Origin of the sequence: Streptomyces sp. NPDC058051 (assembly GCF_042885475.1) — a bacterium.
Classification (GTDB): Bacteria; Actinomycetota; Actinomycetes; order Streptomycetales; family Streptomycetaceae; genus Streptomyces.
Genome location: NZ_JBHVRW010000003.1, coordinates 206,474 through 232,659, shown reverse-complemented (window position 1 = coordinate 232,659; position 26,186 = coordinate 206,474). Strand labels below are relative to the sequence as shown.

Sequence of the window (26,186 nt, the reverse complement as noted above, 5' to 3'; positions counted from 1 at the left end):
GCATCCGTCGCGTGGCTGGTCAGCACAGGTACGGAGACGGAGGCAGGTACGGAGTGATCCGTAACGCCGAGGAGATCCGTCCCCGAGCTGACCTGCGCGGGGACGGATGCGACGGATTGATGCGGACCTGGTGTCAGCGAATGGGCCTGGGGCCTGCGGGCCCTCCCGGCGGGCCGGTGGGCAGCGTCCCGGACGGAGGGGCGGGCGGCCTGCCCCGGGTCGGATGTGCCGGGACCTCGGCGGTGGGTGCCGACAGGGCGGGGTCGGGGCAGTAGCGGGCCCATGCGTCCACGAACTGGTTGCGGGCGTACGCCTTGGCCTGCCTGCCGTTCTCGAACCGGTAGTTGGCCGGGCTGATCCCGAAATCGCGCAACAGGTTCGCCAGGTGGTAGGCGTTCAGCCCCTTCGTGCCGTACTCCGCCCACGGGGCCTCGGCGTCCTGGATGAGGACCGCGAGCAGGTCCTGGCTGCGCAGTGCATCCTTGCCGCCCTCTTGGTTAAAGACGCGGCGGATGTCATGCAGCAGTCGTGTCTTCAGCGTCGTCTGCTCGTCCTGGACCACCTCGTTGCGCGTCATCGCCACACAGGCGGCACGTGCCCGCGCGGGCCATTGCCCGCCGGCGAGATCGGCGACGATGACGAGCGGCTCCCATGTGTCGGCGGCGCGGTCCTCCACGGGCATCTTTGGCACCGCGCCCGCGATAGTGCCGCGCAGCGGGACCAGCCAGTCGGCCAGCCGGTCGCGAAGCGCGTGCAGTTCCGGTACGGAGCACCGCGATCGGAACGGGGTGATCCACTCGCCCGGCTTGCGCTTCTGCATGCGGATGACAATGGCCCGGTCCATGATCGTGTCCGGCAGGTCACCGATACCGGCCAGCGCCGCCATCGCGAAGGTGGGGAACGCGGTCGGCTTGTGCTCCGGCCCGGAGATCCGCCAGGCGGGCCGGTTGCGCTGGTGCCCGGCGTTCAGCAGGCCGCGCAGGTCCTCCTTGTCGCCCGCCTTGGGGCCGAAGATGGTGTCGGCCTCGTCCACCAGCAGCGTCGGCGGGTTCTTGCCGATGACGCGGAAGACGACGGCGGGGGAGGTGTTCACCGTCATCATCGGCTGGTGGACGGTCTCGTAGAGGACGTCCAGGAGGCGGGACTTGCCGCACCCCTTGGTCGGCCCGACCACCGCCAGCCGTGGCGCGTGCTGGAGGCCAGGCTGGATGTGGGAGGCCGCGACCCAGAGGGTGACGGCGGTCAGGGCCTCGTCGCTCGGCAGCACCACGTACCGCCCGATCGCCGTACGGAGGTCGTCCAGCAACGTGCCGCCTTCGCCTGCCGCCTTCGCCTGCCGGCCCGCTGCCCTATTGGGCTTCTGGTCCGTCTGGAGCAGGATCGCCTGCGCTGTCCGACGCTGTTGTCGGGGCGCTGGCTTCGGTAGGTCGCGAATCGCGTGAGCTCCGGTGCGGAGCATCGGCGGGCGGGCCTCCGATGGCGGGGCGTGTCTGCCGGTTGTGGGGCAGGCCCTGGCCCGGGACCGCGATCGGTGGCCAGGCGACACCGGATGCCTTCGAGGTGGCGGGGGACGTAGGGTCCTTCATAGATGTTCCTCTCGGGTGGGGGCGAGACGGGCAAGGTCTCGCCCCCACCAGTTCGTTCAGGGATGGGCGACGTGCAAGAGGATCTCCGGCCCTCGGCGTAGGCGCGCCGAGGGCCGTTCCTGTGTCCGGGCGGGCCAGCGGCTCATGAGGCGAGGCCCCACTCGTTTCCGCCGTCGATCAGCGCGCGCTCGTAGCGCAGCAGTTCGGCCTCGGGGTAGAGCACCCGCTTGCCGACCTTGATGCCGCGCGGCCCCTTCTTGAGCTGGCGCCAGTAGCGGACGGTGCTCTCGGCGGTGCGGTAGCGCTCGGCGACCTCGGCGGTGGTCAGGTATCGCATGCGTTCCCATTCGGCTAGGTGGCGATTCGATCTGCATAATCAGTACCTCATGATCGGCGGTTAGCCAAACCGGGAAGCCCATGTTTCAATTTGGATAGCGACGGTCGTGATGGAGGTTCGATGGCAAGCGAGAAGGCCGAGGGCGGCGAAGTGCCGCTGCTCTACAGCGAAGGCAACGTGGCGGGCCGCGTGGCCCTGGAGCGCGAGGTCAGAGGCTGGAGCACGACCGAGCTGGCCGAGCGGGTGACCAGAGCGGGCGTGAAGATGAACCAGACGGCTGTCTGGCGCATCGAGAACGGATCACCCCGCAGGCGGATCAACCTCGACGAAGCGCTCGCCTTCTCCCGCGTCTTCGAGCTCCCCCTCGAAGAGCTGATGTCACCGCCCCTCGAAGGGCTCGACGTCGACAGCCGACGGCTCGTTCAGGAAGCCGTCGAAGCGTTCTACGAAACCCGTGACGCCCGCGATCGTCTGCACCGTGCTGTGGTCGCGGTTGCCGACCACATCAAGGCCCATCCAGACAGCTCGCGGGCGATCCACGAGCAATGCCTCCGCCTCATGGGAGACGAGCGAGACGCCCGCGTCCTCAGCGGCGACATCGAGGACGGGGGCCACTACTGACAACCAGCACGAAGGAGAAGTCACTTGGCGAACGTCCAGAAGCGGCCCAACGGTAAATGGCGGGCCCGCTACCGCGACCTCGACGGCAAGGAGCACGCCCGCCACTTCGACCGGAAGGTCGACGCCCAGCGCTGGCTCGACGAGGTCACGGCCAGCGTGGTCACCGGTCAGTACGTCGACCCGCGCGCCGGTCGCATCACCTTCGCGAAATACGCCGAGAGGTGGCAGGGCTCGCTCATCGCCAGCGAGGCGGGTGAGCGCATCACGGACAATGCGCTGCGGCTCCACCTTGTACCGGCGTTGGGTGTGCGCTCACTGGCGGCGATACGCCGTAATGACATACAGGTGCTCTTCAAGCACCTGTCCGATCAGCTCGCCCCCGGCAGTGTGCGAAACGTCTATGACGTCCTCGTGCGTCTCATGACGGCGGCCGTGGACGACAAGGTCATCGCCTCCAGTCCGTGCCGCCGGATCACCCTTCCGGTCATGCCGGACGAGGAGGTCGCCCCGCCCACCGTCGCACAGGTCGAGGCGATGGCGCGTGTGATGCCGCCTTACATCCGCGCGGCCATCGTCGTGCTCGCCGGGTCAGGCTTGCGCATAGGTGAGTTGCTGGGCTTGAAGGTGGCGGACGTCGACTTCAAGGCCGGCAGCATTTGCGTGGAGCGGCAGCGGCTCCAGTCGGGGAAGATCGGCCCGCCGAAGACCGCGAAGTCCCGGCGTACGGTGCCGGTCGGGGAGGTCGTCACCGACGCGCTCCTCGCGCACCTCGCCGCACGCCCCTCCCAGGAGTGGCTGTTCACGATGGAGGAGGGGGAGCCGCTCAACTACCAGCGCTGGAAGACCGAGTGGAACTGTGCCCGTAGGGCGCTCCAGTCGGAGGAGAACGACGCGGCCGAGCGCGAGGGGCGCAAGCCCGTCGCCCTGCCGCACATGGTGACTCACGACCTGCGGCACTTCTACGCCTCCGCGCTCATCGCCGGTGACGCGAGCGTCAAGCAGGTGCAGTTGGGCCTCGGCCACGCGTCCGCAGTCATCACGCTGCGGATCTACGCCCACCTGTGGCCGGGCGCAGAAGACCGCACCCGGGCCGTCATGGACGCCGTGCTCGGCGGCCTGCGGACCGGGTGCGGACTCGGAGACACTGCAACCAAGAAAATCGCAGGTCAAAGGGCATGATCGAAGATCAGGCCTTCTTGGTCTCCCAGAAGATCTTGTCGATCTCGGCGATGTAGTCCAGCGCCTTCTGGCCCGTCTCCGGGTCCGTGGAGGCCTTCGCGGCCGACAGCGCCTTCAGGGCGTCGTTGACCAGCTGGTGCAGCTGCGGGTACTTCTCGAAGTGCGGGGGCTTGAAGTAGTCGCTCCAGAGCACGGAGATGTGGTGCTTGGCGAGCTCGGCGCGCTGCTCCTTGATGACCACTGCGCGGGCCCGGAAGTGCGGGTCCTCGTTGGCCTGGTACTTCTCCTGGACGGCCTTGACGGACTCCGCCTCGATGCGGGCCTGGGCCGGGTCGTACACACCGCAGGGCAGGTCGCAGTGGGCGCTGACCTTCACCTTGGGGGCAAACAGGCGGGAAAGCATGGAGCTGTCCTTCCTCGTGATCGTCTTCTCAGGTGGGACATTACTCCGTGAGGGACGGTTTTCAGCGGGTGCCCCCATGGGCTTAGGCCAAAAGTCCGGGGTGAGGATGGGTCCAGTGGCCGAATATGCGGAACGCTGTACGGGACGCTGTACGGATGTTGTACGGGACGGACCGGGGAGGTGCCGGAGAGATGCGGGAGGTGCCGGAGTTGCCTGAGCTGACGCAGGAGCAGCGCGGGCGAGGGCTGGCTGCGCGTGTGCCTTTCCAGGTGGTGGAGGTGACGGGGCCGTCGATGGTGCCCACGCTTCATCACGGGGACTGGCTGCTCGTGCAGTACGGGGCGCCGGTGCGCCCCGGGGACGTGGTGATTCTGCGGCATCCGTTCCAGCAGGATCTGCTGATCGTCAAGCGGGCGGCCGAGCGTCGCCGGGGCGGCTGGTGGGTGCTGGCGGACAACAGCTTCGCGGGCGGTGACAGCACGGACTACGGGACGGTGCCCGAGGAGTTCGTGCTCGCCCGGGTCCGGGCGCGCTACCGGCCGCTGAGGAAGGGTCAGCGGTCGGTCTGGGCCGTGGTGGCCTGGGCGGTCTCCGCGGTGCGGCCGGTGTCGGCGGCGCGCTCCGTCTCCAGGCGCTTGCGGGCCCGGTAGGCGGCCACGTTGGCGCGGGTCGCACAGCGGTCCGAGCAGTAGCGGCGGGAGCGGTTGGTCGAGGTGTCGAGGTAGGCGTTGCGGCACGGCGCCGCCTCGCACAGGCCGAGCCGGTCCACGCCGTACGAGGTGAGATGGAAGGCGAGGCCCATGGCCGCGATCGCCGCGTATCCCGCCGTGACGTTCGACGGATGGTCGGCGAGGTGCATGTGCCAGTCGGGTTTGCCGTCCTCGTCGCGGACATCGTGCCCGGAGATCTGCGGGCTGACCGGGAACTCCAGCAGCAGTGAGTTGAGCAGGTCGACGGCGAGTGTCTCGTCACCGCCGTCGGCCGCCTCGAAGACCGCGCGCAGTCGTGCCCGTACGGACCGGAAGCGGGTCACATCCGCGTCGGTCGCCCGCCGGGCCGCCTGCCCGCCGGCACCGAACAGCTCCCGGACCGCGTCGACGGAGCTGAGGGAGTCCTTGTTGCGGGCCGGCTCCTCGGTGTTGACCAGGCGCACGGCATAGTCCGAGTAATAGGCCAGTTCCACTTGTAGTCCTTACGGCGTCGGTCTAGAGTTGGTGCGGCGAACGATGTAATGGTCTTTTGTGGTTCCAGGGTATTACATGGGAGGTCCCTCGTGGCGGAGACGACGGCAGGTCCTGACTGGGCAGCCTGGCAGGAGAGCTGGGACCGCCAGCAGGAGTGGTACATGCCCGATCGCGAGGAGCGGTTCCGGGTGATGCTGGACATGGTCGAGGCCCTGGTGGGATCCCGGCCGAGAGTGCTCGACCTCGCGTGCGGTACAGGAAGTATTACGGACCGGCTGCTCAAGCGGTTCCCCGAGGCGGTCAGTACGGGCGTCGACCTCGACCCGGCGCTGCTCGCCATCGCACGCGGCTACTTCGACGGCGACGAGCGCGTCACCTTCGTCAGCGCCGACCTCAAGGACCCCGACTGGGCCGAGCGGTTGCCCTACGACTCGTACGACGCCGTCCTCACCGCCACCGCCCTGCACTGGCTGCACACCGAGCCGCTGGCCGCGCTCTACCGCCGCGTCGGCGGCCTCGTCAGGGACGGCGGGGTGTTCATGAACGCCGACCACATGATCGACACCAAAACCCCCAGGATCAACGCGGCCGAACGTGCCCACCGGCACGCCGCCATGGACCGCGCCAAGGCCGCCGGGGCGCTCGACTGGGCGGACTGGTGGGCCCTCGCCGCGAAGGACCCGGCCCTCGCCGGGCCGACCGCCGAGCGTTTCAGGATCTACGGCGAGCACGCGGACGGCGACATGCCGTCCGTGCGGTGGCATGCCGACACCCTGCGCGAGGCGGGGTTCGCCGAGGCACGGGCCGTCTGGGCATCCCCTTCGGACACCCTGGTTCTCGCGGTGAAGTAGCGGCAGCGCGCACGGGAAGCGGCGGTACGGGCTGGGCCCGCACCGCCGCTTCCTTTTTTCTGCCCGTCCGCCGCAACCTGCCGCGCGTCCCACCGCACTGGAAGGGTGAGACGGTCCGCACCCGCGGACCTGGAGAGGGGCGCTGACGATGCGGATCGCTGATGATGCCGCGCTGCACGCCTTCGTCGAGGGCAGACGTACAGCACTGTTCCGCAGCGCGTATCTGCTGTGCGGTGACCGGCACGAGGCCGAGGACCTGGTCCAGACGACGCTGGTCAAAGTGGTGCTCGGCGGACGGCGGCACGGGCGGCTCGACAACATCGAGGCGTACGCGCGCAAGACCCTGGTCAACACCTACATCGCGTCCCGCCGCCGGTTCTGGCGGCGCGAACAGGCGTACGGCGAACTGCCCGACCGCGCGGGCCGCACGCCCGACACGGACACCGGCCTCGCGGTGCGGGCGGCCCTCGCCCGGCTGACGGCCAAGCAGCGCGCCGTACTGGTGCTGCGCTACTGGGAGGACCTGAGCGTCGAGGCCACGGCCGAACTGCTCGGGATGCGGGAGAACACGGTCAAGAGCCACGCGGCTCGGGGGTTGGCGGCGCTGCGCGCCGAGATGGCGGAGGAATTGGTATGAACGACGTGCAAGAACTGCTGGGGCGGGCCGCGGAGGACGCCGGGCAGCCGGTCATTTCCACCCAGGCGGTGTACGCCAGGGCGGCCAGGGTGCGTCTGCGGCGCCGGGTCACCGTGTCGACGGCCGCGCTCGCCGTGGTCGCCGCCGGAGGGGTCGCGCTGCCGGGCCTCACCTCGGGGGCGAAGCCGCAGGAGTCGTCGGTGGCGGCCCCGGCCGAACTCGCCGGGAACAGCGGCAAGGCCAAGGAACTGGTGGGGCTGCTGCCCAAGGACGTGGGGAGCGTCGAACAGGTCTCACTGGCCGTCATCATCAAGAACGCCACCTCCCAGCAGGCCGAGGAACACCCGGTGGGGCCGCTCGACGGGCAGTACGCCGTCCGTAGGGACGGAGGCGTCGGCTACCTCACCCTCGGCACGATGACGGCCGAAACCGTCGCGAAGAAGCACGGCGGATCCGACCCGGACGCGAACCTGTGCGAGCCCACCAACGGGGAGACGGCCCCTGCGGACTGCGTCCGCGAAGAACTTCCGGACGGGCGGGTGCTGACCATCTGGAGCGACCCGATGACGTACGCCGGCACGCCCCTGTGGGGGACCGAGCTGGTCGGCCGGCTCACCCTGAAGGACGGTGGACTGCTGGCCGTCCGCGACAGTACGGGTATCAAGAGCAAGCAGGCCCAGGGCCCGCTCCTCAAGACGCCGCCGCTCACCCGCGCCCAGTTGCGCACGTTCATGCTCAGCCCCGAGCTGCTGCCGAAGAAGTAGAAGAAGCGCAGCCGTAGAAGAAGTGAAGAAGTGAAGAAGTAGGGAGAGGCGGGGGAACGGGGGAACGGGGGAACGGAGAGGAGGGCGGTACGGAACCGGATCCACCGGCCCGTACCGCCCTCCTCGTGCGCCCCGGACCGGACCACCGGTCCCTACGCGCCCTCCTCCTGCGTCCCAAAAGTGCCTTCGGCCCTTTTACGGCCCCTTCGGCCTTTTACAGCGCCTGCGACTTACAGCGCCTGCGACTTACAGCACCTTCGACAGGAACGACTTCGTCCGCTCGTGCTGCGGGTTGGTCAGCACGTCGCGCGGGTGCCCCGACTCGACCACCACGCCGTCGTCCATGAAGACCAGCGCGTCGCCGACCTCACGGGCGAAGCCCATCTCATGGGTCACGACGATCATCGTCATGCCGTCCTCCGCGAGAGAGCGCATGACGTCCAGGACATCGCCCACCAGTTCCGGGTCGAGCGCCGACGTCGGCTCGTCGAAGAGCATCAGTTTCGGCTCCATGGCCAGGGCGCGGGCGATGGCGACCCGTTGCTGCTGGCCGCCGGAGAGCTGGGAGGGGTAGTTCCGCGCCTTGTCGGCCAGGCCCACCCGGTCCAGCAGTTGCTCGGCGCGGGCCCTGGCGACAGCCTTCGCCTGGCGCTTGACCTGGACCGGGGCCTCCATGACGTTCTCGATCGCCGTCATGTGCGGGAAGAGGTTGAAGCGCTGGAAGACCATGCCGATGTCACGGCGTTTCAGGGCGACTTCGCCGTCCTTGAGCTCGTAGAGCTTGTCACCCTTCTGGCGGTATCCCACCAGCTCGCCGTCCACGTACAGCCGGCCGGCGTTGATCTGCTCCAGGTGGTTGATGCACCGCAGGAAGGTCGACTTGCCGGAGCCGGAGGGACCGATCAGACAGAAGACCTCACGCGGGGCGACCTCCAGGTCGATGCCCTTGAGGATGTGCGCGGCGCCGAAGGACTTGTGGACACCCTCGGCCTTCACCATGGCGGTCATGCCATGCCTCCCTTCGGGCGGCCCAGGGACAGCAGGTTGGCCCTGACCTTCTGCAGCGGGGTGGGCGGCAGGCTGCGGCTCGACCCGCGTGCGTAGTACCGCTCCAGATAGAACTGGCCGATGCTCAGCACCGACGTCATGATCAAGTACCAGGCCGCGGCCAGGAAGTACATCTCGACCGGAGCCCCGGACGCCTGTCCGATGTCCTGGGCGTACTTGAACAGCTCGTAGAACTGCACGGCCGCCACCAGCGATGTCGTCTTGAGCATGTTGATGACCTCGTTGCCCGTCGGCGGCACGATCACCCGCATCGCCTGCGGGATCACGACGCGCCGCAGGGTCTTGCTGTGGCTCATGCCCAGCGCGTGCGCCGCCTCCGTCTGCCCCTCGTCGACCGAGAGCAGACCGGCACGGCAGATCTCCGCCATGTAGGCGGCCTCGTTGAGGCCCAGGCCGAGCAGCGCCGTCAGCAGCGGCGTCATGAAGCTCGACCAGTAGTCCTTGTAGATCGGCCCGAGGTTGATATAGGTGAAGACCAGGCCCAGGTTGAACCAGACGAACAACTGGACGAGGACCGGGGTGCCGCGGAAGAACCAGATGTAGAACCAGGCGATCGACGAGGTCACCGGGTTCCGCGACAGTCGCATGACGGCCAGCAGGATGCCGCCGACGATGCCGATCACCATCGACAGGGCGGTCAGCAGCAGAGTCTTGCCGACGCCGGTGACGATGCGGTCGTCGAAGAAGTAGTCGGGGACCGCGCCCCAGTTGATCCTGCCCTGGCTGAAGGCGTAGATGATCGCGACGAGTGCGGCGATGGCGATGACGGCCGAGACGTACCGGCCGTAGTGACGGACCGGAATGGCCCTGATGGCCTCCGGTCCGGTCGGCGGGGTGGGGGATATGGCCGGCTGGTCGGCCACGCCCGTCTTCTTGATGTCAGTCACAGACGAAACCTTTCAGCCCCGGAGCCGTTTCAGGAACCGCCGTTCAGCTTGGCCTCGGTGACCGCGCCCTCCTTGACACCCCACTTGGCGATGATCTTGTCGTACTCGCCGCTCTTGATGATCGCGGCCAGGGCCGCCTGGACGGCCTCGGTCAGCTGGTCGTTGCCCTTGGCGACGGCGATGCCGTACGGGGCGGCCTGGACCTGCTCGCCGACGAGCTGGAAGTCCTTGCCGCCGCCCGAGGTCTTCACCGCGTACGCGGCCACCGGGAAGTCGGAGGAGCCGGCGTCGGCGCCACCGCTGCGCAGGCGGGTCTGGGCCTCCAGGTCGTTGTCGAAGGTCTCGATGGCGATCGTCTTGCCGCCCGTACACTTCTTCGACTCGGCCTTGGCGAGGTCGTGCGAGACCGTGCCGCGCTGGACGGCGATCTTCTTGCCGCAGAGGTCCGCCCAGGTCTTGATGCCCTGGTCGTCGCCCTTCCTGGTGTAGATCGAGACACCGGCGGTGAAGTAGTCGACGAAGTCGACGCCTTCGCCGACCTTCTTCCTCGTTTCGGGGTCGACACCCTCCTGGCGGTCCTTGGTGTCGGTCATCGCCGACATGGCCAGGTCGTAGCGCTTGGAGCGCAGGCCCGTGATCAGCGTGTCGAACGTGCCGTTCTCGAACTGGAACGTCACGCCGAGCTCCTTGCCGAGCGCGGCGCCGAGGTCGGGGTCGATGCCGACGGTCTTGCCGGACCCGTCCTTGAACTCGACCGGCGGGTACGCGATGTCCGAACCGACCTTGATGACGCCCTTGTCCTTGATCGCCTGCGGCAGCAGTGCGGCGGCCGCGGAACTCTCGGTCCTCGTCGAGTCGGAGCTGTTGGATCCGCTCTTGGTCTGGTCACCGCAGGCGGTCAGCAGCAGGGTGCCCGCGACCGCGACGGCGCCGGCCGCCGCAATCCGGGACTTCGCGGCCGTACGACGAGTGATGCTTGCGGTCATGATCGGGTTCCTCCGGCGGATGAGGGCGTGGCGCGAGGCGGCTGCGGACATACGGCATCGGATGCCACCGGCCTGTGCGATTACGGCATCTTGCCATTCGGATTTGCTCGAACAAGGGGCCAGGCATGTCAAAATCGGGTAACGGGCGATCTTGGAACCTCAGAGGAACCTCAAGGGTTCCGATACGTCAGGGCCGGACCATCTCAGGGAATTGCATCTCCACGCCGGAGGATCTGTGGCGCGTTGTGACAGGGGGACGCTTTCTCGCCGTGTGGTCGACTTGTCCACGTATTCGACTATGAGTCACGTCACCGCGCCGATATGGACTCGTCCGTAATGAGGTCTGTCCGGTAAGAAAGACCTTTACACCCCTCATCCGGGGCTCAGGGCGCGTGTGCGGCGCGCCCGCGCGTACGTATATCCCCCTGCCGGGGCGGGCCAACCGCCGGGAGCAGGGGACGTACGCGGTGCCCGCCCACCCCTCCTCAACCAGGAGTGGCCACCCTCAAACGATGAAGACCTAAGGGGTCAGACACCATGGCAGCGGAGATCGTCAATCCTCGCAGCGACAGCACCACCGACAACCCTACTGACAGCACTGCCGACGGCGGCGCCGAAGAGCCGTTCGATCCGGCGTTCGCGCTCCACCGCGGCGGCAAGATGGCCGTTCAGGCCACCGTTCCGGTCCGTGACAAGGACGACCTTTCCCTCGCGTACACGCCCGGCGTCGCCAAGGTGTGCAGCGCCATCGCCGAGAATCCGGAACTGGTCCACGACTACACCTGGAAGTCGCAGGTCGTCGCTGTCGTGACCGACGGCACCGCGGTGCTCGGCCTCGGCGACATCGGCCCCGAGGCATCCCTCCCGGTGATGGAGGGCAAGGCGATCCTGTTCAAGCAGTTCGGCGGCGTCGACGCGGTCCCGATCGCGCTCGCGACCACCGACGCGGACGAGATCGTGGAGACGGTCGTCCGGCTCGCACCGTCCTTCGGCGGCGTGAACCTGGAGGACATCTCGGCGCCGCGCTGCTTCGAGATCGAACGCAGGCTCCAGGAGCGGCTCGACATCCCGGTCTTCCACGACGACCAGCACGGCACCGCCGTCGTGACGCTCGCGGCCCTGCGCAACGCCGCGAAGCTGTCCGGCCGGAGCCTCGGCGAACTGCGCGCGGTGATCTCCGGCGCCGGAGCGGCCGGAGTGGCCATCGCCAAGTTCCTGCTGGAGGCGGGGCTCGGCGATGTCGCCGTGGCCGACCGCAAGGGCATCGTCAGCCGGGACCGCCAGGACCTGACGGACGTCAAGCGCGAGCTGGCCGAGATCACCAACCGGGCCGGGATCTCCGGCCCGTTGGAGGCTGCGCTGGCCGGCGCGGACGTCTTCATCGGGGTCTCCGGCGGTACGGTGCCCGAGGCGGCCGTCGCCTCGATGGCGCCCGGCGCGTTCGTCTTCGCCATGGCCAACCCGAACCCCGAGGTCCACCCCGACATCGCGCACAAGTACGCGGCTGTCGTGGCGACCGGGCGTTCCGACTACCCGAACCAGATCAACAACGTGCTGGCCTTCCCCGGCATCTTCGCGGGCGCGCTCCAGGTCCGGGCCTCCCGGATCACCGAGGGCATGAAGATCGCCGCGGCGAACGCGCTGGCGGACGTCGTGGGCGACGAGCTGGCCGCCGACTACGTGATCCCGTCGCCGTTCGACGAGCGGGTGGCGCCGGCGGTGACGGCCGCGGTGGCCGCCGCCGCGCGTGCCGAAGGCGTGGCCCGGCGCTGAGGGCCGGGGCGGGGGGCGTGGCCCCGGCCGGGTGCACGGCGGGTGCGGGGTGTGCCTGCGGGTGGCCGTGCGCCGGCAACGGGCCCTCTCCCCCCGCCTGTCCCTTTCCTTGAGCGGGGCCGCTCTCCGGACCCCGCTCTCCGGACCCCGCTCCCCGATCGCCGTTTCCCGATCGCCGCGGGGGCTGATCGCATCGCCTCCGCGTACGCGGTGCGCGTCACACGGGCAGCCGGTTACGCCGGCCCGCGCCCCGGCCTATCGTCAGGGCCATGTTCGCCGCCTACGCTTCCCGCATCGACCGTGACCGCCCTCTCGACGGCCTTGAACTGGGTGAACGCCCCGCCCCCGAGGCGCGTCCCGGCTGGACCACCGTCGCGGTCCGGGCCGCTTCCCTCAACCATCACGATCTCTGGTCCCTGCGCGGCGTCGGCCTCGCCGAGGACAAGCTGCCGATGATCCTCGGCTGCGACGCCGCCGGGATCGACGAGGACGGCAACGAGGTCGTCCTGCACTCCGTCATCGGACAGACCGGGCACGGTGTCGGCCCGAAGGAACCCCGCTCCATCCTCACCGAGCGCTACCAGGGCACGTTCGCCGAGCAGGTCACCGTCCCCAGCTGGAACGTGTTGCCCAAGCCGAAGGAACTCACCTTCGAGCAGGCCGCCTGCCTGCCGACCGCCTGGCTCACCGCGTACCGGATGCTCTTCACCAACGCCGGGGTGCGGCCCGGCGACAGCGTCCTCGTCCAGGGCGCGGGCGGCGGCGTCGCCACCGCCGCGATCGTGCTCGGCCGGGCGGCCGGGCTGCGGATCTACGCCACCAGCCGGGACGAGGCCAAGCGCAGGCGGGCTGTCGAACTCGGTGCGATCGAGGCGTACGAGCCGGGCGCGCGGCTGCCGCAGCGGGTCGACGCGGTCGTCGAGACCGTCGGCGCCGCCACCTGGTCCCACTCGGTGAAATCGCTGCGCCCCGGCGGAACGCTCGTCATCTCGGGCGCGACCAGCGGCGACCGGCCCTCGCACGCCGAGCTGACCCGGATCTTCTTCCTGGAGCTGAAGGTCGTCGGCTCGACCATGGGCTCCAAGGACGAGCTGGAGGACCTGCTGGCGTTCTGCGCGACGACGGGGGTGCGGCCGGTCATCGACACGGTGCTGCCGCTGGACCGGGCGCGTGAGGGGTTCGAACGGCTGGCGACGGGCGACCAGTTCGGGAAGGTCGTGCTCACCTGCTCGTGAGCGGCGCGGGCGGCGGACCCCCTCCGCGCCCCGGGCGAGCCCGTCACGGTCGGGGTGGCAGCGGCGGCGGGTGGCCGGTCCGTTGCAGCGGCACCGTTGTCAATCGTGGTTGACACACCCTCGCGTGTCAACCTAGATTGACATCATGAGTGAAGCGACGGATCTCGCCACGCGTGCCGGTGACCAGGACCCCCGGGTGGGGTTGCGTGCCGTTGCCGCACTGCGACGGCTGCTGGAGCAACTCGAAGCCGTACAGGTCAGGAGCGCCCGCGTGAAGGGCTGGTCGTGGCAGGAGATCGCGGCCGAACTGGGCGTCAGCCGGCAGGCCGTACACAAGAAATACGGGAGGCGTTGATGTTCGAACGATTCACCAAGGACGCGCGAGCCGCCGTGCACGGTGCCGTGGAGCACGCCGAGCGGACCGACGCCGCATCGGTCGCCGAGGAACATCTGCTGCTCGCCCTGATGGACCGGAAGGAAGGCCGGGCCTCCTTCGCGCTCACCTCGCTGGGCCTCGGCGACCGGCGCGCAACGGTCGAGGCCGATCTGGTCGCGGCGCGCCGACGGGGCGGGCTGACCCGCGCCGACACGGACGCACTCGCCGGCATCGGCATCGACGTCGACGAGATCGTCGCCCGTGTCGAGCGGGCCCACGGGGAAGGGGCGCTGGACAGGACACGGCGGCGCGGGGCGGGACGTCGCCCGTTCGCCCACGGATCGAAGGAGGTCCTGTCCAAGACGCTCCGGATCGCGGTGGGGCGCAAGGACCGCTTCATCGGCGACGAGCACCTCCTCCTGGCGCTCACCGCCCGCCCAGGTGTGGTCGCCGACGTGCTTGCCGCGCATGGCGCGACGTACGAGACCGTGAACCGTGCCCTGTACGGGGACGAGGGCGGCCCCGGCCCGTCCGGGGGCTGAGGGGCTGGAGCGGGAGCAGGGGTGGCCCCGGCCCGTCCTGCGCCTGAGGGGCCGGAACGGAGGCGCGGCGGTACCGGCCCGTCCGGGGTCCGAGGGGCGGGGGCCGGGCGCGGACGCCCGGCCCCGCGTCAGCTGTCCGTGCCGTCCTTGCGCAGCAGTGCTCCGATGTGGGCCGCGGCGGTCGACAGATGGCGGCGGGCCTCCGTCAGCTGTTCCTGGCTGACGCCCCGGTCCCGGGCCGCGTCGCGGATGTCGTCGCGGAAGCGGTCGAGCAGACGGTCCAGATCGCGGGCCGGGTCACCGGTGCCGGCGGCCTCCTTGCCCCATTCCGGGTCGGCGTCGGCGGGCTCCGGCTTGACGTACGGGGGCCAGTTGCCCGTCCTGGCGAAGGCACCCAACTGGCCGGTGATCTCGGCCAGTCCCTCCCGTACACCCGTGGGCCAGTCGCCCCGGGCGAAGTGCTCCTGGACCTGGCGCGCGGCGTTCTGCATCTGCTCGCGCGCCCTTTCCTGGGCCTCCTTGGCCTGGCGGCGGGCCTGCTGGGCGTCCTCGCGGGCGCGGCGCGACTCGTCCTTCGCCCGGCTGGCCTGCTCCTTCCATTCCTGCTTGGCCTTGCGCAGCTCCTCCTTCGCGGCGCGCCACGTCTCCTTGTCGCCGAAGTCGCCGAAGTCGCCGAAGTCGCCGAGGTTGCCGAAGTCGCCGAGGTTGCCGAAGGCGGTCTCCCGGCCGGTTCCGCGGCCTGCGGTGCCGGAGGAGGTGTGCCGGGTCTCGTGCGCCGCGGCCCGCATCTCGCTGCGCAGCTTGCCGGCCGCGCCGCGCACGTCGTCCCGTATCTCGGCGGCGAGTTCGGACACGGAGTCCCTGATCTCCAGTTCCAGATCGGCCAGTTCACCCGTGCGGTCTGCCAGTTCGGCGCGACCCGCGTCGGTGATCGAGTAGACCTTGCGGCCGCCCTCGGTGGCATGGGTGACGAGCCCCTCCGCCTCCAGCTTGGCGAGGCGCGGATAGACCGTGCCCGCCGAGGGCGCGTACAGCCCGTGGAAGCGCTCCTCCAGGAGCCGAATCACCTCGTAGCCGTGGCGAGGGGCCTCGTCGAGCAGCTTCAGCAGATAGAGGCGGAGGCGGCCGTGGGCGAATACGGGGGACATGTCAGAGCACCTTTTCGGTCGGCTCGGCGTCGTACGGCTCGTCCTCGGCCGGGGGGCGCCGCAGCAGGGCGATCGACCCCGTGACGGTCGTCGCCCGCAGCTTCCCCGTGCCCGCACCGAGCGTGCCGGTGATCTTCTTCGCGCCCCACTGGCCGCTGACCCGCAGGTCCTCGAAGCCGTTGGAGACGGCACCGCTCGTGGTGTTCGCCTCGACCGTCGCGTCCGCGGGGTGCGGCAGTCGGATGGCGACCTCGCCGGAGACGGTGGCCAGCTGGATGTCCGTGGGCTTCCCGGTCGGGTCCAGGTCCAGCACCATGTTGCCGCTGACCGAGTCGGCGTGGACCGATGACCCGGCGCCCTCGATGACCGTCAGATCGCCCGAGACCGTCTGGAAGCGCAACGCGCCGGTGACCGACTGGGCCTCCACGCTGCCCGAGACCGTCTCGGCCCGGACCGGACCCGCGAGCCCGACGAGCGTGGTGCCGCCGGTGACACCCTGCACGTCCGTACGTCCGCGGATTCCCGACACGACGGCTCCTGCGCCGACCACGCCCACCTCCACCGCCGCCCCGGCCGGCACGGTGAGTGAGACGACCGCGCTGTGGTGCCACGTCCTGCGGTCGAACCACTTGAGGAAGCCGTTCCACGGCAGGCCCTCGTACGCGACCGTGAGGGAGCCGCCGTTCCGGGTCACGATCAGCGGCGGGCCGTCGATCGCGGAGACCTCCAGCCGGGCGGTCGGCTCCTCGGTGCCGACGACATTGACGGCGCCTCCGACGATGCGCACCTTGAGCGACGTCACGGGGTCGTCGAAGGTCAGCTTCTGGGGCTCGGAGATGGCCCAGGTCGACACAGCCATGGATCTGACCTCCCGAGGAGCACGGATTGACGCAACATATCGCGTCTCTTGCGGAACACGATATATCGCGGAAATGGGAAGTCAAGGGGAGGGGGTGGAGGGTGGGTGGCCTCACGCGTCACCGGGTGACCAAAGCGCGTCATATCTGGGCATATTGCCCTACCGTGTAGGGCATGAACGCGACATCCCCCGCGGGGGCGCTGCTGCTGTGCCGTGCCGAACCCGAGGCTGTGCGGCCGGTGGCCCATCTGCTGCGCGAACGGATGCTGCTCGCGCCCGCCGGAGACGGGTGGTCCGTCCTCGTACCCGAGGGAAGGCCCTGGCGGGACGGCGGTGCCGGGGGCGCGGACACGGAGTCGGTCGACCAGGTCGTGACGGGCTGGGCCACCGCGCTCGCGGTCGGCTCGTCCTGGCCCGTCCTCGCCCTGTGGTGGGACGGCGACCGGGCCGGCACCACGCTCGCGTACGGATTCCGCCGCCCCGTCGGCTACATCTGGCTCGCGGACGGCACACCGGCCGGTGAGGACGAGGCCATGCACACCTTCGCCGGACGGCTGGGCCTCGATCCCGTGCTGGACGTCCAGGCGCTCGAAGAGCTGACCCGGCAGGATCCGGACGTCGATGCCCGCATCCGGCTGCGCGGACTGCTCGCCGTCCTCTCCCGCACCGGACTCGCGCTGCCGCCCGGCCTGGACCCGGACACGCCGGGCGACCGGCTCTACGCGGCGGCCGGCGACCGGCCCGAAGCGGAACCGATCACCTGGACGGGCTGGCGCGAGGCGGTGAAGGTCGAGCTCGACGCGGTCGAGAGCAGCCGCCTCGGGCCCTGGATGCGCGGCCCCAGGGCCCGCGTGCTGGGTGGCGCGCAGGTGGCGGCCGGACTGCCGCTCGCCCTCTGGGGGCTGAGCCGCCGCAGTGGCGGCTGGGCCTTCGCGGGGGTGCTGCTGACGGCACACGGATCGCTCGGCCTCGCGTACGACCGGTTCAGGGCCGGGGCCGCCGCGGCGGAGTGACTACGCGGCGTCATAGTCGTCGTCCTCGACGTCATCGTCTTCGCGTACGGACGGTTCGGAGCCGGTGCGGCGCGGCGGAGTGACTACGCGTCCTCGTCGTCGTCCTCGTCGTCGTCCTCGTCGTCGAGGCGGGCCAGCCAGGTGGCGAGGCGCTCGACCGGCACCTCGAAATCGGGATTGAGATCGACGAACGTACGCAGCTGCTCGGCGAGCCACTCGAAAGTGACCTCTTCCTCGCCTCGCCGCTTCTCCAGTTCCTCGATGCCGCGGTCGGTGAAGTACATGCGGCAAGCCTAATGCCTGGTGACAGCCCCGCGAAGGTCGGGAGCGCGGGGTCGGGACCGTTCCGCTGTCGACGCGCGAGCCCGCCGAGAACCGGCCGGACGTGTTCGGGCGTCATGGTCCATGTCGCTCGCGCCGGCCGCGTACTGCCGTTAGCCTGCGGGTAGTTGGGGAACGGGGGGTTCATGGGGGAGCAACGTGCGCCCGTCACGCGCATCGAGATGCCGGACGGCACGGAGGTCTGGGCGCGGATCTCCGGCGCCGAGGAGCTGGTGGAACCGGCAGCGGACGGTCCGTCGTTCACGGACATCGGGGCCGGGAACATGGGCCGGCGGGCGCAGGCCCGGGTCGAGGGCCTGGCAGGCGTCGTGACCAGCGTGGCGCGGTCGCTCGCCGAGCCGCTGCGCGCCGTGCGGCCCGACGAGGTCAGCGTCGAATTCGGCATCGAACTCACCGCGAAGGCGGGCAAGGTCGTGGGCCTTCTCGCGGACGGCGAGGCCAAGGGGTCCATCAAGGTCACCCTGACGTGGAGCGGCGGGACGGCCGCCGGTCCCGGCACCGCCGCGCAGGTGCCCGCGCAGGTACCGGGGCCGCCCGCCGCCCCCTCGCTGCCACCCCCCGCCATGCCGCCGGTGGCGCCGCCCGTGCCCCTCATGCCACCCCTGACGGGCCTGCCGACGCAGCTCACGGCACCCGCAGGGACTCCTTCAGTACCGACTCCTCCCGCCGCGCAACCCGCCCGGCCCTCGACGGCGCCTGCTGTCGATCCGGCAGCCGTCGATCCGGCAGCTGCCGATCCGACCGCCGTCGATCCGGCTGCCGATCCGGACGCCGGGGCATCCACCGGCGCACCGGCGCATGGGGGCGGCACGCAGCCGGACGGCGGAACCGGGCCGTGACGCAGCCGCTGGGCGGGGGCGCGTGGCGGGATCCCGAGACCGCACTGATGAGCCTCGTGAAGGACGCGACGGTGCGCATCCATCGTCCGGAGCCCGGGTATGTCCCTGACGGATCCGACGGCGACTTCCTGGGGAGCGGATTCTTCATCGCCCCGAGCTGGGTCCTCACGTGCGCGCACGTGGCCATGGAGGGGAGGGGAGGCCAGGTGAACGTGGTGTACAAGACGGCCCGGGGCGGCGACGCGGTCAGTGTCGAGGGCGCGGTCGTCGTCGCTCTGCCCGAGGAACGGCCCCGCACGGGCGGCTGGGCCGCCCCCGACCTCGCGCTCATCCGGCTGCTGCGCCCCGTGGAACACCCCTGCGTGTACCTCAGCGAACGTTCCACCGGGATGAACCGCGGCGCGTACTACTTCGCGGGCTGGGCGGACGGCGGATCCGGAGCGCTCAGACGGCTCGGCCGGGAGTGCCGGGTGGTGGGCACCGTCGACGACTGGGCCGACGGCGACGAGCAGGTGCTGATCGAGGCGAGCCAGCTGTACGCGGGCATGTCCGGCGGCCCGGTCGTCGATCTGGCCCGGGGCGAGGTCGTCGGCGTACTCAAGTCACGCTCCAACGACGCGAGCGGCGGCACGGCGATCGGTGTCGAGCGGCTGCGCACGCTGCCCGTGCGGGTCCGGGCGCGGGACACCGGGTCCGGCGTTCCGCCTGCGGACGTCGAGTCCGGGTTCCCGTTCGAGGACCCCGAGTCCGACGACCCGTATCAGGCCGTCTTCCACGCACACGACCGTTACCACGCGGACCGGCACAACAACCCCGTCGGCGACGAGGAGACCTGGTCGGACGTCCAGCGCGACCTGGGCGCCGGTGCGGGCCCGGCGCTCAGCCCGCAGCAGCGCGTCGACCTGCTCGGCCGGCTCGCCGAGCTCCCGCCACCGGTCAGCACGCACAGCCTGCTCGGCGTCCTCGGCGGCCTGGGCTACGGGTACCGGGTCTCGGGTGCGCCGGCCCCGCGCGGCTGGCGCGACGGGCTCGGCATCCTCTACGACGCGCGCGAGGGCGACGAAGCGCTGGAGGTGATCCTGCGTTACTGCATGAGCGTCATCGCGGCCGAACGCTCCCACGTGGCGCCGTCCGTGAAGGTCGCGGAGGACGCCCTGTGGGACTGGGTGAGACAGACGGCGGAAGGTCGGCTCTCGCGCCCGTTCCGCCGTGAGATGGTCAGGCTCCGCCACCACGACCGGCACGACCCCGAACACCCGTACACCACTGATCAGGCGGACGATCCGGACCGGCCGCCGCCGAGTGCCCCGGCCGTCCTGCTGGAGCTGGAACACCTCGGCTGGGAACCGGAGTTCTGCGACTGGCGGATCCTGGCCCACCCGTCCGGCGACGCCGAGCCCGTCATCGGGGCCGGCCGTCGCGTACCCGTGCGCGCGCTCGAATCCCTGCTCGCCGCCCCTCTCGCGGAGGCGTTCCGGCAGCGCGACGAACGCGACAGTCCCGCGGTCCTCCAGGTCTCGGTCCCGCAGTCGTTGCTGGGGCTGGAGGTGGAGCGCTGGCAGCTGTCCCCGGACGGGCGGCCTCTCGGCGTCCAGCGGCCGGTGGTCATCCGCTGCTCGGACGCCCGCCCCGCCCTGTCCGACGACGAGGCCGGGGAACGCGCGGCACGCTGGCACCGCACCATGACGACCACGATGCTCCCCGCCGTCCTGGACTGCGAGGACGGAATGCGGGTACCCGTACCGGTGGTGGAGGACCTGCGCGCAACGGCGTACGAGACCGTCCCTTTGCTCTGCCGGCACGGCGACCGGACGGACGCCCGGAGCGTCGCGGGGTTCGGAAGGGTGCTGGACAGCGGCATCGGAGTGGTGCTGTGGCGGCGGCCGAGAGGCGAACCGGCCGTGTTCTGTACGGAGTTCCACCGCCGGGCCGGAGAGACGGTCACCCGGGCCCGTACGGCGGATCGGCTGCCGCGCGCCCTCCATGAACTGAGAAGGAGGGTGCACGCGGGCCGTGCGGAGACGTTCTGGTCGGACGGTGTCGCCCTGCTCCTCGACGACCCGACCCATCCGCTGCCCGGCTCCGACGACGAGCTGCGGGCACCGTGAACTCCCGTACGGGCGTGGCGAACTCCCGTACCCGCGCGGTGAACTCCCGTACGGGCGGCGCCAACTCCTCTACGGGCGCCGTGAACTTCCGTACCGACACTGTGAACTCCCGTACGGTCGCTGTGAACTCCCTTACCGGCGCCGTGAACTCCCTTACGGGTGGCGGGCCGGATCGCTACGGTGATGCACGTTCGACTGCTGCCCCTGTGCGGACGACGACGAGGACCACGCAATGAGTGAACCCAGCGAGTGGCTCATCTACCGAGGGGCCGGCGAACCGCACGGCGGCATCGAGCAGTTGCCGCCTCCGCCGCCCTGGCGGGACTTCGCGGGGCGCGGAGCCCCGGAGGCCGGTGAGTCGGACGGGGACGGATCGGCCGACCGTAGGCTCGGCGCGTACCGGCACATCGCCGAACTCCACCGGCCCGGCGCCGAAGAGCTCGAAATGATCAACGCCGCGCTCTATCTGCGCCGGCCGCTGCTGGTCACCGGAAGTCCCGGCGCGGGGAAGAGCACCCTGGCCCACTCCGTCGCCCACGAACTCGGCCTCGGCCGGGTCCTGCGCTGGCCCGTCGTCAGCCGTACGACCCTCCAGGACGGCCTGTACCACTACGACGCCATCGCCCGGCTCCAGGACGTGCAGATCGCCGCACACAGCGCGGCGTCCGGTGCGCCTGGTGCGTCCGGTGCCGAATCGGCGGAGAACGTCGGCAGCTACGTCCGGCTCGGGCCGCTCGGCACCGCGCTGCTGCCCTCGGACCGGCCGCGCGTCGTGCTCATCGACGAACTCGACAAGAGCGACATCGATCTGCCGAACGACCTGCTCAATGTGCTGGAGGAGGGCGAATTCGCCATCCCCGAGCTGGAGCGGATCGCCGAACGGCTGCCCGGCGGTGAAGCGGAGGTCCTCGACCACGACGGCAACAAGGTGACGGTGCGGGGCGGCCGGGTGCAGTGCCGGGCCTTCCCGTTCGTGGTGCTCACCAGCAACGGCGAGCGTGACTTCCCGGCACCGTTGATGCGCCGCTGCATCCACCTGGAGCTCGGACGCCCCGACCACCAGCGGCTCGCCACCTTCGTACGCGCCCACCTCGGCGACGAGGCGGCCCGCTCCGGGGACGATCTCATCGCCCACTTCCTGGAACGGTCCCGCAGCGAACTCCTCGCCACCGACCAGCTGTTGAACGCGATCTATCTCACCGACGCCGCCGCCCCGGCCGGCCGCGACCGCCTCGCCGACCTGCTCATCCAGCGTCTCGACCGGCCGAGGTGATGGGCTGATGGCCAGTGGCGTGCCACGGCACGGGCCGGACGGGGAAGACACCCCGGCCGGAGCGCCGGGCAGGGCCCGGGAGGAGCCCCAGCCGTATGGCGACGGTCCGGGGGAGGCCCCGGAGCGGGCGGGGGAGCGCGGCGGCGGTCTGCTGCCCGTGTTCGTCGCCCGGTTGCGCGAGGCCGGACTCGACCCCGACGCCGAACAGCTCTGCGACGCCCTCTGGCTGGCCCGTTGGACCCGCCACCCCGACGCTCCGGACGACGAGGACGGAGAGGACGGCGCGGCCGTACCGGCGCTGAACCCGGAGGCGTACCGGCCGCCGGACCCGGACCCCGCGCCGTCCGCCCGGCCCGACGGGAACCAGGATCCGGCACCGGCCGACGGGCTGCCCGAGCAGCGGCAGGAGGCCGGCGGAGGCGACCGGCGCGTCGCCCTGCACCCCGTACCGCGCGCCTCGGGGACCGGCGGCCCGGGCCGGTCCGCGCCCCGGCCCGGCACCGCACCCTCCGTCCGGGCAGGCGCGCTCACACTGGGCGTGCCCGCCGCACCCGCCCTGCCCGCGCCGCTCGAACTCCAGCGGGCCCTGCGCCCCTTGCAGCGCTACCGTCCGGCCGCGCCGCCGCTGCGCCACGTCCTCGACGAAACGGCGACCGCGGAACGCAGTGCCCGCGCCGGCGGGCTGATCATGCCGGTGTTCCGCGGCGTCTCCCGGGGCGAGGCGGTTCTCCAGTGCGTCATGGACGCCTCGTCCTCGATGCTGGTGTGGGACCGGATGTTCAGCGAACTCCAGCAGATATTCGGTCAGTTGGGCGCCTTTCGCGATGTCCAGGTGCGTTATCTGCACCAGGGGCCGGACGGCGCCGCCGCGGTCAGCCGCAGCCGCGACCCGGCCGCGGCGCCGCTGAACTCCGCGGACCGGTTGAGCGATCCGACCGGGCGCCGCGTCACCGTCCTGGTCAGCGACTGCGCCGGGCCGCTCTGGCACAGCGGCCGGGCCCACCGGCTCCTGCACCAGCTGGCCGGCCAGGCCCCGACCGCCGTGCTCCAGCCCCTCCCGCAGCGGATGTGGAACCGGACCCGGCTGCCGGTCACCTACGGTTCTCTGTCACGCGGCGACGGGCCGGGCGGAGCCGCCGTGCTGAAGGTCACCGAACAGCCGGGGACGGGGCCCGCGGTCCATCCGGGCGCCCTCGCTGTTCCCGTGCTCCCGCCGGTGGCGAACGCGTTGGCGGCCTGGGCGAGGCTGCTGTCCGGTACTGGCGCGGGACAGATCTCCGGAGCGGTCGGCTGGGTACGGGCCGATCAGCCCGCGGCGGCGGCCCAGCGTCCGGGCGGCGGGTTGTCCTCACTCCAACTGGTCAGCCGCTTCCGCGCCGCCGCCTCGCCGGGGGCCGGGCAGCTGGCCGTCTATCTCGCGGCGGCCCCGTTGTACCTGCCGGTGATGCAGCTCGTGCAGCGCACGATGCTGCCCCACTCGGGCCCCTCCGAACTCGCCGAGGTACTGCTGAGCGGACTGCTGAGACGGGGCAGCGGCGAGGACGGCGGTGCGGACGGTGGTCAGTGGTACGCCTTCGTCCCCGGGGTCCGGGAGGCGCTGCTCGGGCCACTGGGCCGGGACGAGGCGCTGCTCGTGCTCAAGCACTGCTCGCAGTACATCGAGCAGCGGTTCGGCAAGGGCGGGCCCAACTTCCCCGCTCTCGCCTTCGCGCAGCTCGGCGAGGGCCGGTACGGGCCGGTGCGGACCGACGGCACGACGGACGCCATGGGGAGCGGCGCGTCCGACGCAGGGGGCGAAGAGGGCGAAGAGGGTGACGAGAACGGGGAGAGCGGCGCAGGCGGCGGGTCGCGCGTCCCCCATCCCTTCGCCGAGGTCGCGGTCCGCGTACTGGAGCGATTCATGCCCCTGCCCGAACAGTTCGTCATCCGGGCCGGCCGTGACGGCAGCGGCGGCTCCGTACTGACTCCGAACGCGGCGGTGGAGAGTGCCGTCGTCCTCATGCGGCACTTCGAATCGGCCGGCATGGTGCAGTACCTGATCGACGCCGTGCAACTGCTGCGCGGCGCCGCCGAGCGCGAGGCCCGGCAGGGCACCGACCCCGGGCTGTGGGCGGAGTACGCCCGTTGCGTGCTGCGTCTGTGGGAGGTCCAGGGCGATGCCGACCTGCTCCGCGAAGCGGAGTACGCCGCCGAGCGGTCCGTGGCCCACCCCGGCGCGGTCCGCGAACGGGCCGTCCTGGCCAAGGTGTTGCACGCCGCTGCCGACGACCGGCGGCGGCGCGGCGACCGGCGTGGTGCACTGGAACTGCTGCGCCGGGCCGATCGCGAGTACACGACCGCCTGCTCGGACCCCGACCTGGAACCCGGCGACGCCCTCCGCCTCACGCTGGAGCGGGTCCGTGCCCTGGAGGCGCAGTGGCGGCTCGACGGCGACACCGCGCCGCTGCAGGCCGCGTACGGCATGCTGGAGGCGTTCGCCGATGTCTGGCCCGACCAGGAGAACCGGCCCGCCGCCCTGCCGCTGGCACACGGCCGGACCCTGCTGAAACTGGCCGGGGCCACCGCCGACACCGAGCAGTCGCGGGTGTACGCGGGCCGGGCGGTCCGTTCCCTGCGCACCGCGTTCGAACAGGGCGGGGGGCGCCACACCACGGGCACCGAGGTGCGCGTCCTGCTGGATCTGGTGGACGCCCTGCTCGCCGCCGGCGAGGAGCCGGACGAGGCCGCGACCCTGGTCGAGCGGGCCCTGGCGACCGTACGGGAACAGCGACTGCGCGCCTCGCTCCAGACCCGCGCCGGCCGGGTCCGGGTCGCCCGCTACGAGCACACCGGGGATCCGGGCGAACTCGTCAAGGCGGCCGACTGGTTCGCCCGCGCGTCACAGGGCATCCCGCGCGACGCGCCGGCCCACGCCGATCTGCTCGCCGAATGGGGCGGCACCCTGCTGCGTCGCGCCCGACGCCCCGACGGACGCGCGTACATCGGCTCCGCGGTGCGGGTGCTGCGGGACTGCCGTACGGAGACGGTGGCCGGGAACACGCGTCAGGCCGACCGGCTGCTGATGCTGGGGCGGGCGCTGATGCTGCGGCACCGGGCCACCGAGGACCGGGTCGACCTGCGGGAGGCCGAGCATCTCTTCGGGCTCGCGGCCGAGGATGCGGCCGATCCGCTGACCGAGGCGCACTGTTGGCTGGAACTGGGCAGGTCGCATCTCGATGCCTCCCGGGTGCTGCAGCGTCCGGCCCGGCTCGACGAGGCGGCCGAGGCGTTCCGGGACGCGGCCGGTGCGGCGAACACCGCCGAAGCGGAGTTCGACAATCCGCAACAGCTCCGAGAAGCGGTCGAGTTGGGTGCTACAGCCAACCACTGGCGGGGTATGACCTACGAGAGGGCGGGACGCCCCCGGGCCGCACGCGAGGCGTACCGGGCGGCCCGCGAGGAGTGGCGCAAACTGCCGGACGGCGGGGGCGCGGCGGGCGAGTCGACCGCCGCGCGGCTGGCCGAGCTGGAGCGGTGAGTGCCGGAGGGGAACGACCGGGCGGCGATCCGTCCGGCGGCCCGACGCCGGTGTGACGCGGCCCGGACGACGCGCGCCGCGTACGACCGACGCCGGTCGCCGGTGAGCCCGGACAGGCGTAGGCCGGACCGTGCGGGGCATCGGTACAGAGGCGACCGGTGCCGGCGAGCCCCGCACCGGGGCCGCTCGGACGGCACGCGCGCCGGGGTGACGCGGGTAGACGTCCGGGGCGAACGGATGGACGTGTGTCAGGGACATGGGCTCGACGGGACGCGCTCAAGGGCGAGCGCGTCACCCCGGGCCCGACGCGGCAGTACGCGGTACGGGGAGGCGTGATGAGCGAGTCGACGCACAACGGAGGGCCGGACGGCGGGGCGGATGCGCTGCCGGACCTCCTGGGGCTGGACCTGGAGGCGCTGCGGACACTGGACCACCCGGTGCTCGCCGAGGTGGTCGCGGATCTGCGGGGCCGGGCCGAGCAGCCGCGGGAGATGCTGTGGGGATTCACCAACGCGTTCTGAGGCAACGCGTCCCGGGGCCCCGCGGGGCTGCACCGCAGCCGCACGATTTCGGTCCGGGGCCCGGTTGAACAGGACATCGAGGCCCGGGACGGGTTTGTCCGCGCGGCGTACCAGGGATACTCGCCCCGGGCCGGCGA

The 26,186-nt window shown here is 71.1% G+C and carries 26 protein-coding genes; 16 read left to right on the top strand and 10 right to left on the bottom strand.

Translation table 11 applies throughout. The features are described from left to right. Positions 1-133: 133 nt before the first annotated feature. Positions 134-1,459, bottom strand: a complete 1,326-nt coding sequence (locus tag ACFVUT_RS06660) for a DUF3631 domain-containing protein (RefSeq protein ID WP_389644308.1) — start codon at positions 1,457-1,459, stop codon at positions 134-136. A 269-nt stretch (positions 1,460-1,728) separates the two neighbouring features. After that, positions 1,729-1,923 (bottom strand): helix-turn-helix transcriptional regulator, encoded by a 195-nt coding sequence (locus ACFVUT_RS06655; RefSeq protein WP_389644309.1) that lies wholly within the window; start codon positions 1,921-1,923, stop codon positions 1,729-1,731. Between the two features lie 120 nt (positions 1,924-2,043). Between ACFVUT_RS06655 and ACFVUT_RS06650 the strand changes: the two genes are divergently transcribed. Next, entirely contained in the window at positions 2,044-2,544 is a 501-nt protein-coding gene (locus ACFVUT_RS06650) for a helix-turn-helix transcriptional regulator (RefSeq protein WP_389644311.1), read from the top strand. A gap of 24 nt (positions 2,545-2,568) precedes the next feature. Beyond that, positions 2,569-3,723 (top strand): tyrosine-type recombinase/integrase, encoded by a 1,155-nt coding sequence (locus ACFVUT_RS06645; protein WP_389644312.1) that lies wholly within the window; start codon positions 2,569-2,571, stop codon positions 3,721-3,723. A gap of 7 nt (positions 3,724-3,730) precedes the next feature. Here ACFVUT_RS06645 and sodN read toward each other — a convergent pair whose 3' ends face one another. Next, entirely contained in the window at positions 3,731-4,126 is a 396-nt protein-coding gene (sodN, locus tag ACFVUT_RS06640) for a superoxide dismutase, Ni (protein ID WP_389644314.1), read from the bottom strand. A gap of 155 nt (positions 4,127-4,281) precedes the next feature. Here sodN and sodX point away from each other — a divergent pair, with 155 nt between their 5' ends. Continuing rightward, on the top strand, positions 4,282-4,776 hold the full coding sequence (sodX, locus tag ACFVUT_RS06635; RefSeq protein WP_389670927.1) for a nickel-type superoxide dismutase maturation protease: 495 nt from the start codon (positions 4,282-4,284) through the stop codon (positions 4,774-4,776). On the opposite strand, the gene ACFVUT_RS06630 is transcribed toward sodX, so the two are convergent. Further along, positions 4,680-5,309, bottom strand: a complete 630-nt coding sequence (locus ACFVUT_RS06630) for a CGNR zinc finger domain-containing protein (protein ID WP_389644320.1) — start codon at positions 5,307-5,309, stop codon at positions 4,680-4,682. The genes sodX and ACFVUT_RS06630 overlap by 97 nt on opposite strands. Before the next feature lie 162 nt (positions 5,310-5,471). On the opposite strand from ACFVUT_RS06630, the gene ACFVUT_RS06625 reads away from it, so the two are divergent. From ACFVUT_RS06625 to ACFVUT_RS06615, 3 genes are all read left to right on the top strand, one after another. After that, positions 5,472-6,161 (top strand): class I SAM-dependent methyltransferase, encoded by a 690-nt coding sequence (locus tag ACFVUT_RS06625; RefSeq protein WP_389644829.1) that lies wholly within the window; start codon positions 5,472-5,474, stop codon positions 6,159-6,161. A gap of 148 nt (positions 6,162-6,309) precedes the next feature. Continuing rightward, entirely contained in the window at positions 6,310-6,798 is a 489-nt protein-coding gene (locus ACFVUT_RS06620) for a SigE family RNA polymerase sigma factor (RefSeq protein ID WP_389644323.1), read from the top strand. Further along, entirely contained in the window at positions 6,795-7,562 is a 768-nt protein-coding gene (locus ACFVUT_RS06615) for a hypothetical protein (protein ID WP_389644325.1), read from the top strand. Before ACFVUT_RS06620 ends, ACFVUT_RS06615 begins: the two co-directional genes overlap by 4 nt. A gap of 246 nt (positions 7,563-7,808) precedes the next feature. Here ACFVUT_RS06615 and ACFVUT_RS06610 read toward each other — a convergent pair whose 3' ends face one another. From ACFVUT_RS06610 to ACFVUT_RS06600, 3 genes are read right to left on the bottom strand one after another with little or no spacing between them, the layout of a single operon-like run. Then, a complete protein-coding gene (locus tag ACFVUT_RS06610) occupies positions 7,809-8,570 on the bottom strand; it encodes an amino acid ABC transporter ATP-binding protein (RefSeq protein WP_389644328.1) in 762 nt (253 codons plus the stop codon). After that, the gene (locus tag ACFVUT_RS06605; RefSeq protein WP_389644331.1) at positions 8,567-9,517 is read right to left on the bottom strand and encodes an amino acid ABC transporter permease; all 951 of its coding nucleotides are present in this window, start codon (positions 9,515-9,517) and stop codon (positions 8,567-8,569) included. Before ACFVUT_RS06605 ends, ACFVUT_RS06610 begins: the two co-directional genes overlap by 4 nt. A gap of 29 nt (positions 9,518-9,546) precedes the next feature. After that, the gene (locus ACFVUT_RS06600; RefSeq protein ID WP_389644335.1) at positions 9,547-10,503 is read right to left on the bottom strand and encodes an ABC transporter substrate-binding protein; all 957 of its coding nucleotides are present in this window, start codon (positions 10,501-10,503) and stop codon (positions 9,547-9,549) included. Positions 10,504-11,040: 537 nt separating this feature from the next. On the opposite strand from ACFVUT_RS06600, the gene ACFVUT_RS06595 reads away from it, so the two are divergent. The 4 genes from ACFVUT_RS06595 (at position 11,041) to ACFVUT_RS06580 (ending at position 14,429) form a co-directional block, all read left to right on the top strand. Then, positions 11,041-12,276 (top strand): NADP-dependent malic enzyme, encoded by a 1,236-nt coding sequence (locus tag ACFVUT_RS06595; protein ID WP_389644338.1) that lies wholly within the window; start codon positions 11,041-11,043, stop codon positions 12,274-12,276. Between the two features lie 269 nt (positions 12,277-12,545). Then, on the top strand, positions 12,546-13,511 hold the full coding sequence (locus ACFVUT_RS06590) for a zinc-binding dehydrogenase (RefSeq protein WP_389644340.1): 966 nt from the start codon (positions 12,546-12,548) through the stop codon (positions 13,509-13,511). 145 nt (positions 13,512-13,656) lie between these two features. Next, positions 13,657-13,866 carry a sigma factor-like helix-turn-helix DNA-binding protein gene (locus ACFVUT_RS06585; RefSeq protein ID WP_389644344.1) on the top strand — a complete coding sequence of 70 codons (210 nt, stop codon included), beginning with the start codon at positions 13,657-13,659 and terminating at the stop codon, positions 13,864-13,866. Continuing rightward, positions 13,866-14,429, top strand: a complete 564-nt coding sequence (locus tag ACFVUT_RS06580) for a Clp protease N-terminal domain-containing protein (protein WP_389644346.1) — start codon at positions 13,866-13,868, stop codon at positions 14,427-14,429. The genes ACFVUT_RS06585 and ACFVUT_RS06580 overlap by 1 nt, the downstream gene beginning before the upstream one ends. A 128-nt stretch (positions 14,430-14,557) precedes the next feature. Here the strand turns inward: ACFVUT_RS06580 and ACFVUT_RS06575 are convergent, their stop codons facing one another. Next, a complete protein-coding gene (locus ACFVUT_RS06575) occupies positions 14,558-15,577 on the bottom strand; it encodes a helix-turn-helix transcriptional regulator (RefSeq protein ID WP_389644349.1) in 1,020 nt (339 codons plus the stop codon). A 1-nt stretch (position 15,578) separates the two neighbouring features. Continuing rightward, positions 15,579-16,436 carry a DUF4097 domain-containing protein gene (locus ACFVUT_RS06570; protein ID WP_389644351.1) on the bottom strand — a complete coding sequence of 286 codons (858 nt, stop codon included), beginning with the start codon at positions 16,434-16,436 and terminating at the stop codon, positions 15,579-15,581. Between the two features lie 173 nt (positions 16,437-16,609). On the opposite strand from ACFVUT_RS06570, the gene ACFVUT_RS06565 reads away from it, so the two are divergent. Further along, positions 16,610-17,449 carry a hypothetical protein gene (locus tag ACFVUT_RS06565; RefSeq protein WP_389644354.1) on the top strand — a complete coding sequence of 280 codons (840 nt, stop codon included), beginning with the start codon at positions 16,610-16,612 and terminating at the stop codon, positions 17,447-17,449. Between the two features lie 83 nt (positions 17,450-17,532). On the opposite strand, the gene ACFVUT_RS06560 is transcribed toward ACFVUT_RS06565, so the two are convergent. Beyond that, positions 17,533-17,733 (bottom strand): DUF6104 family protein, encoded by a 201-nt coding sequence (locus ACFVUT_RS06560; RefSeq protein ID WP_389644357.1) that lies wholly within the window; start codon positions 17,731-17,733, stop codon positions 17,533-17,535. A 183-nt stretch (positions 17,734-17,916) separates the two neighbouring features. On the opposite strand from ACFVUT_RS06560, the gene ACFVUT_RS06555 reads away from it, so the two are divergent. The 5 genes from ACFVUT_RS06555 to fxsA all read left to right on the top strand — a co-directional run bounded on the left by ACFVUT_RS06555 (position 17,917) and on the right by fxsA (position 26,049). Beyond that, on the top strand, positions 17,917-18,630 hold the full coding sequence (locus ACFVUT_RS06555) for a CU044_2847 family protein (RefSeq protein ID WP_389644360.1): 714 nt from the start codon (positions 17,917-17,919) through the stop codon (positions 18,628-18,630). Further along, positions 18,627-20,738, top strand: coding sequence for a trypsin-like peptidase domain-containing protein (locus ACFVUT_RS06550; protein ID WP_389644363.1), 2,112 nt, complete (start codon positions 18,627-18,629; stop codon positions 20,736-20,738). Before ACFVUT_RS06555 ends, ACFVUT_RS06550 begins: the two co-directional genes overlap by 4 nt. A gap of 232 nt (positions 20,739-20,970) precedes the next feature. Then, positions 20,971-22,011, top strand: coding sequence for an AAA family ATPase (locus ACFVUT_RS06545; RefSeq protein ID WP_389644366.1), 1,041 nt, complete (start codon positions 20,971-20,973; stop codon positions 22,009-22,011). 7 nt (positions 22,012-22,018) lie between these two features. Beyond that, positions 22,019-25,528: an SAV_2336 N-terminal domain-related protein gene (locus ACFVUT_RS06540; protein WP_389644369.1), complete on the top strand. Its 3,510-nt coding sequence runs from the start codon at positions 22,019-22,021 to the stop codon at positions 25,526-25,528. Positions 25,529-25,773: 245 nt separating this feature from the next. After that, a complete protein-coding gene (fxsA, locus tag ACFVUT_RS06535) occupies positions 25,774-26,049 on the top strand; it encodes an FxSxx-COOH cyclophane-containing RiPP peptide (RefSeq protein WP_389644373.1) in 276 nt (91 codons plus the stop codon). The last annotated feature ends 137 nt before the right edge of the window (positions 26,050-26,186 follow it).

What these genes read in the sequence shown, in the direction of transcription:
- ACFVUT_RS06660 (WP_389644308.1), bottom strand. Translation starts at nt 1,459, where the DNA reads ATGCTCCGCACCGGAGCTCACGCGATTCGCGACCTACCGAAGCCAGCG.
- ACFVUT_RS06655 (WP_389644309.1), bottom strand. Translation starts at nt 1,923, where the DNA reads ATGCGATACCTGACCACCGCCGAGGTCGCCGAGCGCTACCGCACCGCC.
- ACFVUT_RS06650 (WP_389644311.1), top strand. Translation starts at nt 2,044, where the DNA reads ATGGCAAGCGAGAAGGCCGAGGGCGGCGAAGTGCCGCTGCTCTACAGC.
- sodN (WP_389644314.1), bottom strand. Translation starts at nt 4,126, where the DNA reads ATGCTTTCCCGCCTGTTTGCCCCCAAGGTGAAGGTCAGCGCCCACTGC.
- sodX (WP_389670927.1), top strand. Translation starts at nt 4,282, where the DNA reads ATGTTGTACGGGACGGACCGGGGAGGTGCCGGAGAGATGCGGGAGGTG.
- ACFVUT_RS06625 (WP_389644829.1), top strand. Translation starts at nt 5,472, where the DNA reads ATGCCCGATCGCGAGGAGCGGTTCCGGGTGATGCTGGACATGGTCGAG.
- ACFVUT_RS06620 (WP_389644323.1), top strand. Translation starts at nt 6,310, where the DNA reads ATGCGGATCGCTGATGATGCCGCGCTGCACGCCTTCGTCGAGGGCAGA.
- ACFVUT_RS06615 (WP_389644325.1), top strand. Translation starts at nt 6,795, where the DNA reads ATGAACGACGTGCAAGAACTGCTGGGGCGGGCCGCGGAGGACGCCGGG.
- ACFVUT_RS06610 (WP_389644328.1), bottom strand. Translation starts at nt 8,570, where the DNA reads ATGACCGCCATGGTGAAGGCCGAGGGTGTCCACAAGTCCTTCGGCGCC.
- ACFVUT_RS06600 (WP_389644335.1), bottom strand. Translation starts at nt 10,503, where the DNA reads ATGACCGCAAGCATCACTCGTCGTACGGCCGCGAAGTCCCGGATTGCG.
- ACFVUT_RS06595 (WP_389644338.1), top strand. Translation starts at nt 11,041, where the DNA reads ATGGCAGCGGAGATCGTCAATCCTCGCAGCGACAGCACCACCGACAAC.
- ACFVUT_RS06590 (WP_389644340.1), top strand. Translation starts at nt 12,546, where the DNA reads ATGTTCGCCGCCTACGCTTCCCGCATCGACCGTGACCGCCCTCTCGAC.
- ACFVUT_RS06585 (WP_389644344.1), top strand. Translation starts at nt 13,657, where the DNA reads ATGAGTGAAGCGACGGATCTCGCCACGCGTGCCGGTGACCAGGACCCC.
- ACFVUT_RS06580 (WP_389644346.1), top strand. Translation starts at nt 13,866, where the DNA reads ATGTTCGAACGATTCACCAAGGACGCGCGAGCCGCCGTGCACGGTGCC.
- ACFVUT_RS06575 (WP_389644349.1), bottom strand. Translation starts at nt 15,577, where the DNA reads ATGTCCCCCGTATTCGCCCACGGCCGCCTCCGCCTCTATCTGCTGAAG.
- ACFVUT_RS06570 (WP_389644351.1), bottom strand. Translation starts at nt 16,436, where the DNA reads ATGGCTGTGTCGACCTGGGCCATCTCCGAGCCCCAGAAGCTGACCTTC.
- ACFVUT_RS06565 (WP_389644354.1), top strand. Translation starts at nt 16,610, where the DNA reads ATGAACGCGACATCCCCCGCGGGGGCGCTGCTGCTGTGCCGTGCCGAA.
- ACFVUT_RS06560 (WP_389644357.1), bottom strand. Translation starts at nt 17,733, where the DNA reads ATGTACTTCACCGACCGCGGCATCGAGGAACTGGAGAAGCGGCGAGGC.
- ACFVUT_RS06555 (WP_389644360.1), top strand. Translation starts at nt 17,917, where the DNA reads ATGGGGGAGCAACGTGCGCCCGTCACGCGCATCGAGATGCCGGACGGC.
- ACFVUT_RS06545 (WP_389644366.1), top strand. Translation starts at nt 20,971, where the DNA reads ATGAGTGAACCCAGCGAGTGGCTCATCTACCGAGGGGCCGGCGAACCG.
- ACFVUT_RS06540 (WP_389644369.1), top strand. Translation starts at nt 22,019, where the DNA reads ATGGCCAGTGGCGTGCCACGGCACGGGCCGGACGGGGAAGACACCCCG.